Raw genomic sequence first — 18,452 nt, 5'->3', positions numbered from 1 at the left:
GTTTTGCCAATATGATTTGCGCACTACTTTCGTACAGCATAACAAACTGTGACTTACTCCTCATTCCAAGCAACATTTCATATAAGACACAGCTAAAGTGTATTTATTCCAGTAGGCAACATTCATTTTTACAACCTAGATCAAGGTTATTTGGTTATGAACATTGCATACTTCGGTTGTTGCTAATTTACCCCCTGGAGGACACGCCTTGAAGCAGCCCACTCAGATTAGTTGGGATCAGTCGATGATCGAAAAATACAATTACAGCGGTCCCCGTTATACTTCTTACCCGACTGCATTAGAATTTGACGATGCCTTTACTGAACAAGATTTACTGACATCAATTAAAAATAGTAAATCCGATAAACTATCGTTATATGTACATATCCCTTTTTGCGCCAAGCTTTGTTACTACTGTGGCTGTAATAAAATTATTACTCGCCATTCACATAAAGCGGATCAATATATTGAGTATCTGGCCACTGAAATTATTAAACGTGCCCCATTATTCAAAAATTACACCGTAACCCAAATGCATTGGGGCGGAGGAACACCCACTTTTTTAAGTCCTGAACAAATTCTTAAATTAACCACTCTAATTAAAGAGCATTTTAATTTTGCAGAGGTGGGTGAATACTCAATTGAAGTTGACCCTCGAGAAATCGAGCTAAGTATGCTTGACACCTTAAAAGAAGCTGGGTTTAACCGAGTATCTATTGGCGTGCAAGACTTCAATAAAGAAGTGCAAATTGCCGTAAATCGTGAACAAGACGAGCAATTTATTTTCGACTTAATTGCTCGAGCAAAAGAACTAGGTTTTGTGTCGACAAATGTTGATTTAATTTATGGTTTACCACTACAGACACCAGAAACCTTTGCGAAAACGATTGCGCGCATTATTGAACTGTCGCCAGATCGCTTGTCTGTCTTTAACTATGCACATTTACCATCACGTTTTGCTGCACAGCGTAAAATTAAAGAACATGATATGCCTGCTCCACAACAGAAATTAGATATGCTGCGCCAAACGATAGAATCGTTAACAGATGCTGGCTATCAATTTATTGGTATGGATCACTTTGCTAAACCTAATGATGAATTAGCCAAGTTACAAAATGCCGGTAAATTACATCGTAATTTCCAAGGCTATACCACCCAAGAAGAGTGTGATTTACTGGGTTTAGGGGTATCTTCAATTAGTCAAATTGGCGATTGTTATGCTCAGAATCAAAAAGATATTCGCCCTTATTATGAATCTATTGATGCCAATGGACATGCACTATGGAAAGGTTGTAGCTTAAATCATGATGACGAAATTCGTCGTGCAGTGATTAAGCAAATTATCTGCCATTTTGATTTAGACATGAACAAAATTGAACAAAAATTCGATATTAATTTTGATGAATATTTTGCTGAAGATCTTAAGCTGTTACAGACATTCATTAATGATAAATTAGTTGATATCACAGATCGTAAACTAACGGTTAGCACGACCGGTCGTCTACTGATTCGTAATATCTGTATGTGTTTTGATGTCTATTATCGTCAAAAAGCCCGTCAACAACAGTTTTCAAGAGTGATCTAGTCCACTAGTTATTGAGCACCACATACAAAAATAGCCAGCATTTGCTGGCTATTTTATTTACTAATATAAGCTATTTACTTAGCTTTTTAGCATATAGCGCTTTACGGTCACTGTCTGATATAAAAGCCATTTCAACACCATTACGTTGTAATGTTGCTAGTTGAGCATCACTGAAGCCCATCTCGTTTTTAACAACTCGATATTCATGGGCAATATCAATCGCACTCACGCCTGGATCATCAGTATTTAAGCCAATCAATACACCTGCATCCATAAATTTATCTAGCGGATGTACATCATAATTTGCGACTGTAGATGTATGTAAATTACTGGTTGGACATGACTCAATACCAATACGATGCTGTGCAAGATATTCCATTAACTTAGGGTCGTGGATAGCATTAACACCATGACCTATTCGCGTTGCACCTAATACGTTGATGGCTTGCCACATACTTTCTGCGCCAGCAGCTTCACCGGCATGAGCGGTGACTTGTAACCCAGCATCTCGCACTCGTTTAAAGTGTTCGGAAAACAAATCGCCAGGAAACCCAAGTTCATCGCCAGCTAAGTCCATCGCGACAATGCTGTCACGATAAGCCAGAATCCCTTCAAGTTCTAAACGACATTTTTCTTGGCCAAATGATCGCGACATAATACCAATAAGATTAATCTTAATATCATACTCTTTCACTCCAGCACGGACACCGTCAATAACCGCTTCAACAACCCCTTCAATCGGCAGGTTATGATTCATCGCCATGTAATAAGGACTGAAGCGCAATTCTGCGTAATCTAACCCTTGTGCAGCAGCATCGACAACATTTTCGTAGGCAACACGCTTCACTGCGTCAAGATCTGCTAATACAGCAACCATCCAATCCAGTTTCTTTAAAAAATCCACTAGGCTATTTTCTTTACCTTGGATCTGCACGAATGGTGCAAGCTCTTCTAAAGAATTAGCAGGTAATTTAATGCCATGTTGATGGCCTAATTCCCAAATAGTTTTTACATTAACATTACCGTCTAAATGCCGATGCAAATCAACCAGCGGAATAGTTGGATCTATCATAATTAACCCCTATAAACTTACCCTGCCATTTGTATGGTTTTGTTGGTCAGAGAATAAATTTCAGTTTAACATGTATTTAAATAAATTTTGATGACCTATATTTTTATGGGATCTAACACACTAAAAATACATATTAATTCGTGATGTGTTTTTTGTACTGAAATCGGGCATACTCTAATGCTGATAAAACCGATAAAGTAATAAAGGACTATCGATGCGCTTGCTGCTTCTAACAACCCTGATAATCTTAAATATAACGGCTTGTAATAGTCATACAAATACATCTCAGATTGATAAGCCTAGTACAAGCCAACAAACGCAAATCAATAGCAATTTACAAGCTATCATAGATCAGAGTTGGGCTGTCAATCTCGCATACTCTCCAGAGTTAGCTGCCAACTTGGGTGATGCTTCAGCGGCCGGAAAACTTGATGATTTATCAGTTGAAGCATTAGCGAAAAAAAATCAACAGACTCTCAACATTCTAAATAAACTTAAACAGCTTGATCGAAAGCACTTGTCTAAGTCCGATGTCATCAACGCCACAATATTGCAAGATCAGCTCCAAAATACAGTCGACATGTATCGTTTTCACGATCATTATTTACCGATAACAGCAGAAAGTGGTTTTCATGCCTATATTGCTTCTATTGCCAAAGGCCGCTTTAAAAATGTTGAAGATTACCAGAATTATTTAGCCAAGCTTAAGCAATTACCACGTTATTTTTCGCAACAAACATACTGGCTCAAGCAAGGTTTAGCCAGTGGAATAACGCCAGCAAAAATCACTTTAAAAGGTTTTGAAGACAGCATTAGTGCTTTTATTGTCCCGACAGAAGATAGCGGCTACTTTACTCCATTTACCCATTATCCAGATTATTTTAGTACCGTAGAAAAAACAGCATTAACTCAACAAGGTCTATCAATAATAGAGCAAACCGTATTGCCACTGTATCAACAATTCTATGATTTTATGACTCAGGAATATATTCCAAATGCACGTATCCAGATTGCAGCATCGTCTTTACCTGATGGTTCTAAGTTTTATCAAAACAGAGTGGAATATTACACCACACTGCCTATGACAGCAGAAGAAGTCCATCAACTTGGATTACAAGAAGTTGATCGTATAAAAACGGAAATGGAACAAGTTATTAAAGAAGTGAATTTTAAAGGTAGTTTTGCCGATTTTTTAAGATTTTTACGCACTGACCCGCAGTTTTATCCCAAAACAGCCGATGAATTACTGAAAGAAGCAGCATTTATTGCAAAAAAAGCCGATGCAATCTTGCCTAAGTATTTTGGGAAATTACCAAGAACACCTTATGGTATCGCACCTGTGCCAGCAGAAATAGCACCTAAATACACCACTGGGCGTTATTCTGGTTCAAACCGTGATGATGAACCCGGCTATTACTGGGTTAATACCTATGCCTTAGACAAAAGACCTTTGTATGAGCTTGAAGCGTTAACATTACACGAAGCGGTTCCCGGCCATCATTTACAAATTTCACTGAATAAGGAACTTACTGATTTACCTAACTTTAGGCGTTACAGTTATATCTCAGCATTCGGTGAAGGCTGGGGATTATATTCCGAATATTTAGGTTTGGAAGCTGGGTTTTATAAAGACCCATACAGTAACTTTGGCCGGTTAACTTATGAAATGTGGCGTGCGGCTCGCTTAGTCGTTGACACAGGAATGCACGCTAAAGGTTGGAGTCGACAACAAGCAATCGACTTTATGGCCAGTAATACCGCACTTTCAATGCACAACGTCACGACTGAAATAGATCGTTATATTTCATGGCCTGGTCAAGCACTATCATACAAAATTGGTGAATTAACCATAAAACGCTTACGCGCTAAAGCGGAGACGGCACTAGGACAAAATTTCGATATCAGACAATTCCATGATGCCATTTTAGAGAATGGATCAATTCCGATGTCAGTACTAGAGCAAATGGTTGATGAGTTTATTATTCGTCAACAAAAAATAATAAACGATGAAAGTAACGTATAGTAGTTTGATTAATACTTAAGCATAAATAATTTTAAGATTTTAACAATTTGGCATACAAGAATGCATTTCATGAAATTTTCATCAGAATTAAAGCTTGATACTGTTGAACAGCAATGTTTTTGGCAACAAGTACAGCAATCAAGTTTTTGTGCCTATGACGGTATAAATATTGCCTATGCAATGATCCAACATCCAAATAGTCAACGCGCCATAGTGATTAGTAATGGCAGGGTAGAATCCTATATCAAGTACCAAGAGTTGATGTTTGATTTATACCAACAAGGATTTAGTGTTTACGCTTTAGATCACCGAGGTCAAGGCTTATCCGACAGGCTAACGCATAATCCTCATCAGGGTTATGTTAATAAGTTTACTGATTACACTGCAGATTTTACTCAATTTATTGATCAAATAGTATTGCAACAGCAACATGATGAGTTATGTCTAATTGCCCACTCTATGGGCTGTGCCATCGCCAGTGATTACCTTAATCAATATCCTCACACATTTACTGCTGCGGTTTTTTCTGCCCCAATGTTTGGTATTAAACTACCGATTGCAAAATCAGTGATACGTTGGTTAGCAAAAAAATTAGATAATAATCGTCTCGAAGCAGGCAAAATCCACAGTAAGTTTGTGTTAGGTGGAACACAATACCAACCAGATAGCTTTAGGAGTAATCGGCTCACTCACAGCCAACAACGTTACCAATATTATCGAGATTTATTCGACAAAACACCCGCAGTGCAATTAGGGTCGCCAACTAATCATTGGTTACTTGAGGCTATGTCTGCAGCAGAGAAAAGTATCAACTATGCTAAATACAGTGAAACACCGATACTCATTTTACAAGCTGAAAAAGACTGTATCGTTTCTAATGAGGCACAAAACCAAGCGTTAAGTATCAATTGCCATAAAGTGGTCATTGAAGGAGCATCTCATGAAGTCTTCATCGAAAGCGATACCATGCGTAATCTAGCACTGTCTTATACTATTGATTTTATCGCACGACACTCAAAGATAGCTGCGTTTTAATTAATTGTATTATATCGTCCCGCTCTAAGGGGCGGCTAATAATATAACCTTGGAACCAAGTGCACTTAGCATGTGTCAATAAATTGAGTTGCTGTTTATTTTCCACCTGTTTCGCGACAACAGGAAAATGTAAGTTAGTAGCAAACTCAACAACGGCAGCAGCAATGTTAAAGATTTCCGGATTAAACTCAATATCCTCCAGATAGACAGCGGCTAACTTCACCTGTGAAAAACCAACTCCTTGTAATAGATGTACGGCACAAGACCCACCGCCAAAATTATCCATTGCAATATTGACTCCATACCGCTGTAATTCAGCAATTTTATTTCTTGCTACCTTAGCGTTGACAGCAAATACATCTTCAGCTAATTCAAATTGAAACAGTTTAGGTGATATTTGTGCTTTATTAATTCGATTAATAATCACATTTGTATAATGCTCTTGATGAAAATGACGTGAGGATACATTTAATGACATCAGAGGTACTGTTTCATTTTGTAGTTGAAGCTGTTGAATCAAATCACAAACTTGGTCCAGTGCCCAAAGTTCTAATTCAAAAATACAGTCAGATAATTCTGCAGATTCAATAAACTTCCGTGGACTTATATATCCATGTTGCGGATGATACCAACGCATTAATACTTCTACGCTATTGAGTTGTCCAGCCTGATCAACGACGGGTTGATACATAAGTGACATCTGGTCGTTATCAATTGCAAGCTTTAACTCATTTTGTAATTTGAATGGTTGAATCTGATCCTTATCTAATTCGGCTTGATAGATGGCACAACCATTAGATCGGCTGTCTTTGGCTTGCTCTAAAGCACTATCAACACGAGCTAGCAATATTTGAGGTTCTAATGACTCTATACCATCAAAAATCACTAGACCAATTCTGGCTGATATTGACAAGTTTTGATCTGAAATCATAAAGCTACGACCAATTAATTGCCTCACTTCACTCGCCAAAGCTAACGCTCGTTTATTGGCTTGATCTATGTCATGACCAAAATTCTTAGCTAAAATAACAAATTCGTCAGCCCCCAGTCTAGCAACAAGACCAGCACTGGAGAATGTCCCTGAAAGCCTGGCAGCTATTTGCATTAACAGTCGATCACCTAATTGATGACCCAAGGCATCATTAATTAACTTAAAGTTATCCAAGTTTATCATTAACAGCGCTGAAAACTGGCCAGTCTTACGGCTAAACACTTGTAAGTCATATAGCTCATCCGCAAGAACTTCGCGATTAATTAAATCGGTAAGTCCATTACTGCTTGGTTTTTCATTAGTAATATTCTGATTTTTAACATCACCAGAAACATCTGTTACTGTTCCGATAATCCGTAATGGTCGACCAGACTCATCCCACTCTACTATTTTCCCTCGATCTAAAATCCAAATAAAACGTCCATCTTTATGTCGCAAACGGTGAACACTTTCATAATACTCGTGTTGATTATTAATATAATTTTGTAAAGTATTTAAAACTTGTGCCTTATCATCACGATGTAGTCGAGATTCCCACACGGAATAGTCATTATCAAGCTCATAAGGTTTATAACCTAATATGTCTTTCCAGCGATCAGAAACAAACACATCTCCTGTAGCAATACACCAATCCCAAATTCCATTACGAGCACCTTCAACAGCAAAAAGCCAACGTTGTTCAGCATCGTTGAGACGTTTTTTACTTCGAGATAAACGGCCATTTACCTGATTAAGATAATCACGTAAATTAATCAATTCAGTGGAAGCACATATTATATCGGTATTAAAATCTGGTGAATCAATATTTTTTGCAGCTAAGCTTAATTGTGTTAAAGGCCTAATAAGTAGGTAGTGCAACATGACACAAAATAGTGACAACAATAAAGCGCCTATCCCCCAAACTTTCATGAAGCGCTTTAAAAGACTGTCGACAGCTTCCGATAGAGTATTAGCAATGTCATACTCTAAATAAATCAGCTCAACTGAGTTAGAGTAACTATAATTAAAGTTTGAATTTAGAGGGTAATAAACTTGGATAGATAAACGATCGAAATTTACCTTTAGGTACGGTTTATTGCTGGTAATGACACTTCTATGCAAACTGGCAGAATAGCCTTCCAACACATTCGTCGCATTACTTTCGCGCCAAATAATATGATTCGCGAAGCGAATTTTACTTTCGGCATCAAGTATGACGTACACCATCATATTTTGGTCTGTTGAAACTAAAGCCACTTCCTGTTCAAGTCGTTCATAATCTTGAGTTAACATCGATGATTCAACTACATGACGCATTCTGAACAAGTCTTTCTGGATTTGTTCTGACTGTCTGGATGCAAGTTGTTCATTGATTTCTGCATGCTCATAGACATACTCCCCACATACCAAACCAAGGTAAAGGATAAAGATAGATACAGGTACGAGAATAGACAAAGAGAGTGTTGGCAAACGAGGCAAAATAAACCCACCAAATTAAATATACAAAGATATGCTAACTGTAATCTTATCAATAAGTAAAGGAATAGTTATGAAAGCTAATCGCATAAAGAACATCAAAATGTAGTATTTATGAATAGCGATAAAATAATCTAAGCATTTCAAAATGTGATAAGACTACTTTACCTTGTTTAGCTTAGGAGTGTAATTTTATTTACATATACTATATGGCTGATTCAAGCGTTGATCGCTATATTTACGTGATATAAATAGCACTAATAATTGTCCAATTTCACTTATCCCATACGCATGAAAGATAATTGTAGATGATTTCTCTTAAACATAATCAGACAATTAACCATATTTGGCAATTTTTAAAATGCTGCAATTCATCGATTGACTAAAACACTTCCTCTTAAGTATTACTTATTTATTGAGAGTAATGAAGTAATGGAGTAATGGAGTAATGGTCAATAATTATATTTTGTTGATCTATCAAAGCGATTTCTAATGATAGCCCCCCCACAATTGTACTTAATAATTAACAGACATTGATAGTGTAAATAGTATGACTGGAATGATTATTTATAACTGATTTGTGGCGTCATTTGTTACCATTTTTATGTGTATTAGGTAACAAAGGTAATTGGTATTATTAACTAATTCAAATTTTGATAACCAAACACCCTCGCATGATTGCAGAAACTTTCAGTGAACGGCGCATATCAGATAAATATAAAACCTTGATGTACAAGGTAGACCACGATAATTTAGTCATAAATTTAAATCGCTATGATGGAAATAACTGACGTTCTATCCAACTGATTTGTTCCATGATGTGAAACAAATAATCTCGTCTATCTAATAGCAAGGCTTCGATTTGACTGGTGGATGCTAACCTACATCTGTCCAACATACGAGATGGGCCACTTTGTGTACCATTTCGTTGTTGCATTGTGGAATAACCATTCTTTTAACAATGCACCTCAAACTGAAAACCTGAGTGATTCTGATTGATTGAGCACATAATGAATGGAACTTGTATAACGGAAAATTAATAAGCTAAGCTGTTATCTTGTTTATTGCAGATACAAAAAAGCCTCGTCTAATGACGAGGCTTCGATGTAATTGGCGGAGCGGACGGGACTCGAACCCGCGACCCCCGGCGTGACAGGCCGGTATTCTAACCAACTGAACTACCGCTCCTTTAGCAAATTGCTTACGCACGATGCTAAATGCTTTTTAAGTCGCTAACATGTCATGGCTAGGAGACTCGCTTCATATTGAAGCTACTCTTTCGAGTTATTAGGCGCCTGGAAATGACCTACTCTCACATGGGGAGACCCCACACTACCATCGGCGATACTGTGTTTCACTTCTGAGTTCGGAATGGGATCAGGTGGTGCCACAGCTCTATGGTTTCCAGACAAATTTTGCTTATCTAACGCATTCTTTTTTATGCATTAAATAATAATTCGGAAAGCTGATTGCTTTTTGAGTCTCTCACACTGTCTAAGCGCTCTATTCTAACACTAAGGTCAGTAAAACCCATCTGGGTTGTATGGTTAAGCCTCACGGGTCATTAGTACAAGTTAGCTCAACGCCTCACAACGCTTACACACCTTGCCTATCAACGTAGTAGTCTCCTACGGCCCTTTAGAGAGCTTAAAGCTCTAGGGATGACTCATCTTAGGACTCGCTTCCCGCTTAGATGCTTTCAGCGGTTATCGATTCCGAACGTAGCTACCGGGCAATGCTATTGGCATAACAACCCGAACACCAGCGGTTCGTCCACTCCGGTCCTCTCGTACTAGGAGCAGCTTCCTTCAATCATCCAACGCCCACGGCAGATAGGGACCGAACTGTCTCACGACGTTCTGAACCCAGCTCGCGTACCACTTTAAATGGCGAACAGCCATACCCTTGGGACCGACTTCAGCCCCAGGATGTGATGAGCCGACATCGAGGTGCCAAACACCGCCGTCGATATGAACTCTTGGGCGGTATCAGCCTGTTATCCCCGGAGTACCTTTTATCCGTTGAGCGATGGCCCTTCATTTCAGAACCACCGGATCACTATGACCTACTTTCGTACCTGCTCGACGTGTATGTCTCGCAGTTAAGCTGGCTTATGCCATTGCACTAACCGTACGATGTCCGACCGTACTTAGCCAACCTTCGTGCTCCTCCGTTACTCTTTGGGAGGAGACCGCCCCAGTCAAACTACCCACCAGGCACTGTCCCGAACCCCGATAAGGGGCCGCGGTTAGAACATCAAAACTACAAGGGTGGTATTTCAAGATTGACTCCACTCAGACTAGCGTCCAAGCTTCAAAGTCTCCCACCTATCCTACACATGTAGGTTCAATGTTCAGTGCCAAGCTATAGTAAAGGTTCACGGGGTCTTTCCGTCTAGCCGCGGGTATACGGCATCTTCACCGCAATTTCAACTTCACTGAGTCTCGGCTGGAGACAGCGTGGCCATCATTACGCCATTCGTGCAGGTCGGAACTTACCCGACAAGGAATTTCGCTACCTTAGGACCGTTATAGTTACGGCCGCCGTTTACCGGGGCTTCGATCATGAGCTTCTCCGAAGATAACCCAATCAATTAACCTTCCGGCACCGGGCAGGCGTCATACCGTATACGTCATCTTGCGATTTTGCACAGTACTGTGTTTTTGATAAACAGTTGCAGCCACCTGGTATCTGCGACTGCCGTCAGCTTAGGGAGCAAGTCCCATCACCGACAGCAGCGTACCTTCTCCCGAAGTTACGGTACCATTTTGCCTAGTTCCTTCAGCCGAGTTCTCTCAAGCGCCTTGGTATTCTCTACCCGACCACCTGTGTCGGTTTGGGGTACGATTTCTACTAACCTGAAGCTTAGAAGATTTTCCTGGAAGCATGGCATCAACTACTTCATCACCTTAGTGACTCGTCATCAGCTCTCAACCTGTACATTTAAGTACGTATTCCCGGATTTGCCTAAGAATACAGCCTACTACCTTAAACGCGGACTACCAACGCCGCGCTAGCCTAGCCTTCTCCGTCTCTCCATCGCAGTTAGCAGAAGTACAGAAATATTAATCTGTTTCCCATCGATTACGCCTTTCGGCCTCACCTTAGGGGTCGACTCACCCTGCCCCGATTAACGTTGGACAGGAACCCTTGGTCTTTCGGCGAGGGAGTTTTTCACTCCCTTTATCGTTACTCATGTCAGCATTCGCACTTCTGATACGTCCAGTGTGGGTTACCCCTTCACCTTCAACCGCTTACAGAACGCTCCTCTACCGCGCACACCTAATGGCATGCACCCGTAGCTTCGGTGGTATGTTTAGCCCCGTTAAATCTTCCGCGCAGGCCGACTCGACTAGTGAGCTATTACGCTTTCTTTAAATGATGGCTGCTTCTAAGCCAACATCCTAGCTGTCTAAGCCTTCCCACATCGTTTCCCACTTAACATACACTTTGGGACCTTAGCTGACGGTCTGGGTTGTTTCCCTTTTGACAACGGACGTTAGCACCCGCTGTCTGTCTCCCGAGTAGTACTCATTGGTATTCGGAGTTTGCAAAGGGTTGGTAAGTCGGGATGACCCCCTAGCCTTAACAGTGCTCTACCCCCAATGGTATTCGCTCGAGGCGCTACCTAAATAGCTTTCGAGGAGAACCAGATATCTCCGAGTTTGATTGGCCTTTCACCCCCAGCCACAAGTCATCCGCTCATTTTTCAACATAAGTCGGTTCGGTCCTCCAGTTGATGTTACTCAACCTTCAACCTGCCCATGGCTAGATCACTCGGTTTCGGGTCTACGCCTTGCAACTAAACGCGCAGTTAACACTCGGTTTCCCTACGGCTCCGCTATTCGCTTAACCTCGCTACAAAACGTAAGTCGCTGACCCATTATACAAAAGGTACGCAGTCACGGTCTCAAGAACCGCTCCCACTGCTTGTACGTACACGGTTTCAGGTTCTATTTCACTCCCCTCACAGGGGTTCTTTTCGCCTTTCCCTCACGGTACTGGTTCACTATCGGTCAGTCAGGAGTATTTAGCCTGGAGGATGGTCCCCCCATATTCAAACAGGATGTCACGTGTCCCGCCTTACTCGTTTTCATCTATGGTTAGTTTTCATGTACGGGGCTATCACCCTGTGCCGCTGAGCTTTCCAACTCATTCCACTAACACCCCATAGACTTAAGGGCTAATCCCCGTTCGCTCGCCGCTACTAGGGGAATCTCGGTTGATTTCTTTTCCTCCGGGTACTTAGATGTTTCAGTTCCCCGGGTTTGCCTCACTACACTATGTATTCATGTAGTGATAACAGCTTATGCTGCTGGGTTTCCCCATTCGGATATCGTTAGCTCAAATGCTTATTACTAGCTCGCCAACGCTTTTCGCAAGTTATTACGTCCTTCATCGCCTCTGACTGCCAAGGCATCCACCGTATACGCTTAGTCACTTAACCATACAACCCAAATGAGTTTCACTTTCGTGAACCACCTGCGTTATATCGCAACTAGCTGGTTTTTACTTGTCTCACCTCCAGGGTAGGAAGTGGGACTCGCCTTAGTTTTTAGAATATTCAAGACACTTAAACAGTGTTTTGAGAACTCAAGATACTGATGCTTTCGCATCAGTATTATTTTTCGCACTAACGTAATCACATCAACAACAACGAATCGTCATCAATGCGCCTTTAGTTAGTACTATCAGCTTTCCAAATTGTTAAAGAACAACACTTAACCGGCTCGCGGTGTGTTTCACTCTCCTTCCGAAGAAGGTAACAAGTAATCTGTGTGAACACTCACATGCATCGCTGCACTTTAGGTATTGAGTTAGTCGTATAGGTAAGGAGGTGATCCAGCCCCAGGTTCCCCTAGGGCTACCTTGTTACGACTTCACCCCAGTCATGAACCACAAAGTGGTGAGCGTTCTCCCGAAGGTTAAACTACCCACTTCTTTTGCAGCCCACTCCCATGGTGTGACGGGCGGTGTGTACAAGGCCCGGGAACGTATTCACCGTAGCATTCTGATCTACGATTACTAGCGATTCCGACGACTTCATGGAGTCGAGTTGCAGACTCCAATCCGGACTACGACGTACTTTGTGAGATTAGCTCCACCTCGCGGCTTTGCAACCCTCTGTATACGCCATTGTAGCACGTGTGTAGCCCTACTCGTAAGGGCCATGATGACTTGACGTCGTCCCCACCTTCCTCCGGTTTATCACCGGCAGTCTCCCTAGAGTTCCCACCATTACGTGCTGGCAAATAAGGATAGGGGTTGCGCTCGTTGCGGGACTTAACCCAACATTTCACAACACGAGCTGACGACAGCCATGCAGCACCTGTCTCACAGTTCCCGAAGGCACACCAGAATCTCTTCCGGCTTCTGTGGATGTCAAGAGTAGGTAAGGTTCTTCGCGTTGCATCGAATTAAACCACATGCTCCACCGCTTGTGCGGGCCCCCGTCAATTCATTTGAGTTTTAACCTTGCGGCCGTACTCCCCAGGCGGTCTACTTAATGCGTTAGCTTGGGAGCCCAGTGACTAAGTCACACCAAACTCCGAGTAGACATCGTTTACGGCGTGGACTACCAGGGTATCTAATCCTGTTTGCTCCCCACGCTTTCGTACATGAGCGTCAGTCTTTGTCCAGGGGGCCGCCTTCGCCACCGGTATTCCTTCAGATCTCTACGCATTTCACCGCTACACCTGAAATTCTACCCCCCTCTACAAGACTCTAGTTCACCAGTTCTAAATGCAATTCCCAGGTTGAGCCCGGGGATTTCACATCTAGCTTAATGAACCGCCTGCGTACGCTTTACGCCCAGTAATTCCGATTAACGCTCGGACCCCTCGTATTACCGCGGCTGCTGGCACGAAGTTAGCCGGTCCTTCTTCTGTAGGTAACGTCACAGCAGCGTGCTATTAACACGCTACCTTTCCTCCCTACTGAAAGTGCTTTACAACCCGAAGGCCTTCTTCACACACGCGGCATGGCTGCATCAGGGTTTCCCCCATTGTGCAATATTCCCCACTGCTGCTGCCTCCCGTAGGAGTCTAGGGTCTGGGCCGTGTCTCAGTCCCAGTGTGGCTGATCATCCTCTCAGAACAGCTAGGGATCGTCGCCTTGGTGAGCCATTACCTCACCAACTAGCTAATCCCACCTAGGTTCATCCAATCGCGAAAGGCCCGAAGGTCCCCTCCTTTCCCCCGTAGGGCGTATGCGGTATTAGCAGTCGTTTCCAACTGTTATCCCCCTCGACTGGGCAGATCCCTAGGCATTACTCACCCGTCCGCCGCTCGTCAGCAAAGAAAGCAAGCTTCCTCTCTGTTACCGCTCGACTTGCATGTGTTAGGCCTGCCGCCAGCGTTCAATCTGAGCCATGATCAAACTCTTCAATTAAAGTTTTTTGAAATATTCGGTTAGGAATATTTCGGCTCAATGAATTCTGATTTACACCTTATAAACTCGGAAGAATCTATAAAATGCTTGTTACATATTGCTATGAACATTCATCGTTGCATTGAGTTGAAATTTTTTGATTGCCAACATTCCGAAGAACAGAAGACAATTTCGAATAACTCAATACCTGTGAATGTCCACACAGATTTCTTGTTTAAATTGTTAAAGAGCGATGATACCGATTTTTCAGGTATCGCCATAAGACGCTAGGTCGTCGGCTTGGGAGGCGTATTTTACGCGTTCCGATTGCTGCGTCAAGTGTTTTTTCAAACTTTCTTTTCGCTGCTGAACTCAGTGTTTTGAAGCACTTAATTCAACCTAACCCGGTGACCGCTTGCGCTGTCTGCCGTGTCAGTGGATGCGCATTATAGGCAACACAAGATTTAGTGCAACCCCTTTTTTAAGGTTATTTGTTATTCTAGGCTTGTTTGCGGATAATTTAGCCTGACCAGCTAGTTTTTAAGCATTATACTGTCCCAAACAACGAATATAAGGATTGTTATGTCTACGAATGTAAGAACTTACCAAGGAATACACCCCGATTTAGCCGATAACGTCTATGTTGATGAGTCTGCAGTGCTTGTTGGTGATATAAAATTAGACCGTGATGCGAGTATTTGGCCATTAGTGGCAGCTCGCGGCGATGTGAATAAAATCCGTATCGGTAAACGCAGTAATGTCCAAGACGGCAGTATATTGCATGTAACCCGTAAATCAGCAGCAAATCCTGATGGCCATCCATTGATCATCGGTGATGACGTAACTATAGGTCATAAAGCAATGTTGCATGGCTGTAAGGTTGGTCATCGGGTGTTAATAGGTATGGGATCTATATTGCTTGATGGTGCAGTTGTAGAGGATGACGTGATTTTGGGTGCAGGTTCATTAGTGCCACCGAATAAGGTTTTGCAAAGTGGTTACTTATATGTAGGCAGCCCATGCAAACAAGTTCGGCTTTTAACAGCCGCAGAGCGCTCTTTTTTACCTCAGTCTTCTGACAATTATGTCCGTTTAAAAAATGAATATTTAGTGGATTTACAGCAGTAATCGTAATGTAGAATCGCACGATGGACCAATTCCACATTGGTTCATTTGCTTTAAACCTTGTCAAATGTATCCATCTATACATACCTTGAAAAAATTAACACCATGCTTCTAATGACTGATATTAATAGATAGTCATTAAACGCACTATAGTTCTAAATTTTTGCTGGCACATTAAGGCCACGATGAGTTTGTGGCTTTATGTTATGACCCAATAGAGACTTTAGAGCAGCAAATTAAGTTATTGGAATAAACTTTAACAGCATACTCACCGGCCATTCGATTTAACTATGGTTTTCACAATATGATCAAGATTTGACAATTGTATTTAGAAAAGTAGATAACAACATGTACTCTTAAAAACGACAAAAAGGTTGAAACCAACAGCACCTCAAACAAGTCGATAGTATTAAATCTGTTATTTAATACTAATATCGCCCTTGCCATTAAACTGCTCTTGCTCAATCAAGAGTTCTGCTTTGTCTTCTAGGTCAAAACGACACTTTTCAAACATATTTATAACGTTATTTTCACTCACTAGTTGATCATCACAAAGTTCGCTAATAACAGCAAAGCTAGCAAAGCAATTAATATTCATCCCCTGTTGTTGAGCAATAAACCTTACTTGATTTGTTTCAACATAGAGTTGGTCACTAAAAATGACGCTTTGATTCATTAGTCTGATGCCTCTTGTGCCAATAACTCTCGTAATTTACGCATTACAGGTCCTTTATCAGGGGTGACACCTCTCCATAGCTTAAAACTTTCCGCAGCTTGACCAACCAACATCCCTAACCCATCTGCGGTTTTACGAGCATGCCGCTCTTGCGCCCATTGATTGAATACCGTGGTATCTTGACTGTAGGTCATATCGTAACAATCTGTGGTTTCATCGACGATAACGTTAGGTAAAGTAATGAGCTGCCCGGATAGTCCTGCTGAGGTGGAGTTAATAACTAAATCAAATGGCGATAGTAATTTTTCAATGGGTTGAGCAAAAAAATTGCCGTATTCATTAAATAAGTCTTGGAGTTGCTCTGCTTTTTCATGAGTCCGATTACAGATAATCAACTGAGCCACATTGTGCTGCAATATAGGTAAAATACAACCTCTTGCCGCGCCACCAGCACCCACCAATAAAACTCGCTTACCTTTTAGTGAACCAAACAGCATTTCTAAATCGTTCACCAAACCAACACCATCTGTGTTGTCACCACCAATTTTACCATCAGGTAAATTAAACAAGGTGTTGACTGCGCCAGCGAGTTTAGCGATTTCACTGAGCTCGTCGCACATAGCAAATGCTTGCTCTTTAAAGGGTGCAGTGACATTGGCACCTTTTCCGCCATCGGCAAAGAATGCCGTTAGCGAAGTTTCAAATTGATCAACAGGGGCGAGAATGGCTTCATAGCTTAAGTCTTGCTGAGTTTGCTTAGCAAACTCAGTATGAATAAATGGCGACTTACTTTGCGCTATTGGGTTACCAAATACAGCATACTTATCTGTCATTCGCTTCATCTCTTGGTTAACGATTTAGGGATACATCCCACATCCATCGTGAGATGTTAACGGCTATATGCTTTTGGCATAGCTGTTTTTTGTAAATAGCGATCACGTAGTTTGTCTTGACGGCTGTCAGTACTTTGCTCTTCACCCGCTATCCACATCTTTTGTACTTTACTACTAAACTCGAAAGGGTCGCCACTCCATAAAACTAAATCAGCAGGTTTCCCCACGGCTATCTGTCCTGAATCTAAATGAAAAATATCAGCAACATTTGCTGTCACAGCAGCCAGTGCATCATCATAATCCATCCCATTAGCAACGGCATTTCCGGCACTAAAACGTAGAGCATAAATACTATGACTATCACCAGGCAAGGCAATGGCTACTTTCACTCCGGCTTTAGTTAGTTTACCTGCATTTTCAAGTGAGTTATGTAATGAATCAAAACTTTCTGGCAAGTTACGCATGCTGTCGATAACCACTGGGATGTTCGCTTTCGCTAACTGATCTGCCACTATTATGGCATCGGCTGCATTAACCAAAATGAGATCAAGGCCAAATTCCTGTTTAAGCTTAATTAAATGCAATATATCACTGGCACGGTCGACTGAAACGATTAATGATTTCTCGCCCGCAAGCACTGCGTTAACAACACTGTCTTCCCGACTAGGTTTATCCTTGGCTTTAGCGGTCTTTGGTGTTTTTTTAACTTGGGCTTTTTTAGCATCTTCGAGCTTATTAATTAATTGTTGCATCCCAGTCGCACGAGACCCCTCTTTCGAGGCTCCCAAAGCAACCACCAATCCCGTATTAGCGGCCAGTAGGCTGTCCCAATTACCACTTAAATCCACTGTAAAAGTCTGTCCCGAAAAAATGCCTTCGCCACCACCAGATGATACGATGTTACGGGTTATACCACCTTTGCGAGCAAATGGTACGGTAGAAGCTTTGGGGTTATAAGCTAAGCTGGGGTCAAAAATAATACCTGCTTCTTTTTCATAAGCATCACGTGAAGCAGATACGGCACCGATCTCTACTAACCCCAAGTCATTCATACTAGCAATAAAGCCTGGTGTTAATATTGCGCCTTTTGCATCAATAATGGTATCGGCTGTGGGTAATTGAGGATTAATGGCCACAATCGTACCGTCTTCTATCACAACTGTGGCATCTGTTAATACACCTTGATCAGTCACTGTATGCACGGTTGCATGAATAATGGCTACACTTTCAGCTTGAGCAGAACAACTTAACGCAAGGCTGAATGACAAGCTTAATGCAATCACGGATT

The 18,452-nt window shown here is 41.7% G+C and carries 9 protein-coding genes, 1 tRNA gene and 3 rRNA genes; 4 read left to right on the top strand and 9 right to left on the bottom strand.

The features are described 5' to 3' along the window. Positions 1 to 208 precede the first annotated feature (208 nt). On the top strand, positions 209 to 1,585 hold the full coding sequence (gene hemN, locus ABIS04_RS00225; RefSeq protein ID WP_350432196.1) for an oxygen-independent coproporphyrinogen III oxidase: 1,377 nt from the start codon (positions 209 to 211) through the stop codon (positions 1,583 to 1,585). Positions 1,586 to 1,655: 70 nt separating this feature from the next. On the opposite strand, the gene add is transcribed toward hemN, so the two are convergent. Further along, the gene (gene add, locus ABIS04_RS00220; RefSeq protein ID WP_350432194.1) at positions 1,656 to 2,657 is read right to left on the bottom strand and encodes an adenosine deaminase; all 1,002 of its coding nucleotides are present in this window, start codon (positions 2,655 to 2,657) and stop codon (positions 1,656 to 1,658) included. Between the two features lie 214 nt (positions 2,658 to 2,871). Here add and ABIS04_RS00215 point away from each other — a divergent pair, with 214 nt between their 5' ends. Further along, the gene (locus tag ABIS04_RS00215; RefSeq protein ID WP_350432192.1) at positions 2,872 to 4,680 is read left to right on the top strand and encodes a DUF885 domain-containing protein; all 1,809 of its coding nucleotides are present in this window, start codon (positions 2,872 to 2,874) and stop codon (positions 4,678 to 4,680) included. 60 nt (positions 4,681 to 4,740) lie between these two features. Beyond that, positions 4,741 to 5,715, top strand: a complete 975-nt coding sequence (locus ABIS04_RS00210) for an alpha/beta fold hydrolase (protein ID WP_350432190.1) — start codon at positions 4,741 to 4,743, stop codon at positions 5,713 to 5,715. On the opposite strand, the gene ABIS04_RS00205 is transcribed toward ABIS04_RS00210, so the two are convergent. The 5 genes from ABIS04_RS00205 to ABIS04_RS00185 form a co-directional block, all read right to left on the bottom strand. Then, on the bottom strand, positions 5,681 to 8,164 hold the full coding sequence (locus ABIS04_RS00205; RefSeq protein WP_350432188.1) for an EAL domain-containing protein: 2,484 nt from the start codon (positions 8,162 to 8,164) through the stop codon (positions 5,681 to 5,683). The genes ABIS04_RS00210 and ABIS04_RS00205 overlap by 35 nt on opposite strands. Positions 8,165 to 9,272: 1,108 nt before the next feature. Beyond that, positions 9,273 to 9,349: transfer RNA gene (locus ABIS04_RS00200), tRNA-Asp, on the bottom strand. Between the two features lie 105 nt (positions 9,350 to 9,454). Further along, a 5S ribosomal RNA gene (rrf, locus tag ABIS04_RS00195) occupies positions 9,455 to 9,570 on the bottom strand. 134 nt (positions 9,571 to 9,704) lie between these two features. Next, positions 9,705 to 12,608 (bottom strand): 23S ribosomal RNA (locus tag ABIS04_RS00190). A 383-nt stretch (positions 12,609 to 12,991) separates the two neighbouring features. Further along, positions 12,992 to 14,551 (bottom strand): 16S ribosomal RNA (locus ABIS04_RS00185). The 16S, 23S and 5S rRNA genes sit together here with 1 tRNA gene alongside, the layout of an rRNA operon. Positions 14,552 to 15,112: 561 nt before the next feature. Here ABIS04_RS00185 and ABIS04_RS00180 point away from each other — a divergent pair. After that, positions 15,113 to 15,658 carry a gamma carbonic anhydrase family protein gene (locus ABIS04_RS00180; protein ID WP_350432186.1) on the top strand — a complete coding sequence of 182 codons (546 nt, stop codon included), beginning with the start codon at positions 15,113 to 15,115 and terminating at the stop codon, positions 15,656 to 15,658. Between the two features lie 415 nt (positions 15,659 to 16,073). Here ABIS04_RS00180 and ABIS04_RS00175 read toward each other — a convergent pair whose 3' ends face one another. From ABIS04_RS00175 to ABIS04_RS00165, 3 genes are read right to left on the bottom strand one after another with little or no spacing between them, the layout of a single operon-like run. Beyond that, positions 16,074 to 16,331 (bottom strand): DUF1488 domain-containing protein, encoded by a 258-nt coding sequence (locus ABIS04_RS00175; RefSeq protein ID WP_137224043.1) that lies wholly within the window; start codon positions 16,329 to 16,331, stop codon positions 16,074 to 16,076. Beyond that, positions 16,331 to 17,164, bottom strand: a complete 834-nt coding sequence (gene aroE / locus ABIS04_RS00170) for a shikimate dehydrogenase (protein ID WP_350432184.1) — start codon at positions 17,162 to 17,164, stop codon at positions 16,331 to 16,333. The genes ABIS04_RS00175 and aroE overlap by 1 nt, the downstream gene beginning before the upstream one ends. Positions 17,165 to 17,220: 56 nt before the next feature. After that, positions 17,221 to 18,447, bottom strand: coding sequence for an amidohydrolase family protein (locus ABIS04_RS00165; protein ID WP_371833656.1), 1,227 nt, complete (start codon positions 18,445 to 18,447; stop codon positions 17,221 to 17,223). Positions 18,448 to 18,452: the final 5 nt, after the last annotated feature.

This window comes from Shewanella sp. H8 (genome assembly GCF_040285065.1).
Classification (GTDB): domain Bacteria; phylum Pseudomonadota; class Gammaproteobacteria; order Enterobacterales; family Shewanellaceae; genus Shewanella; species Shewanella polaris.
This window is presented reverse-complemented; position numbering and strand designations above follow the sequence as displayed.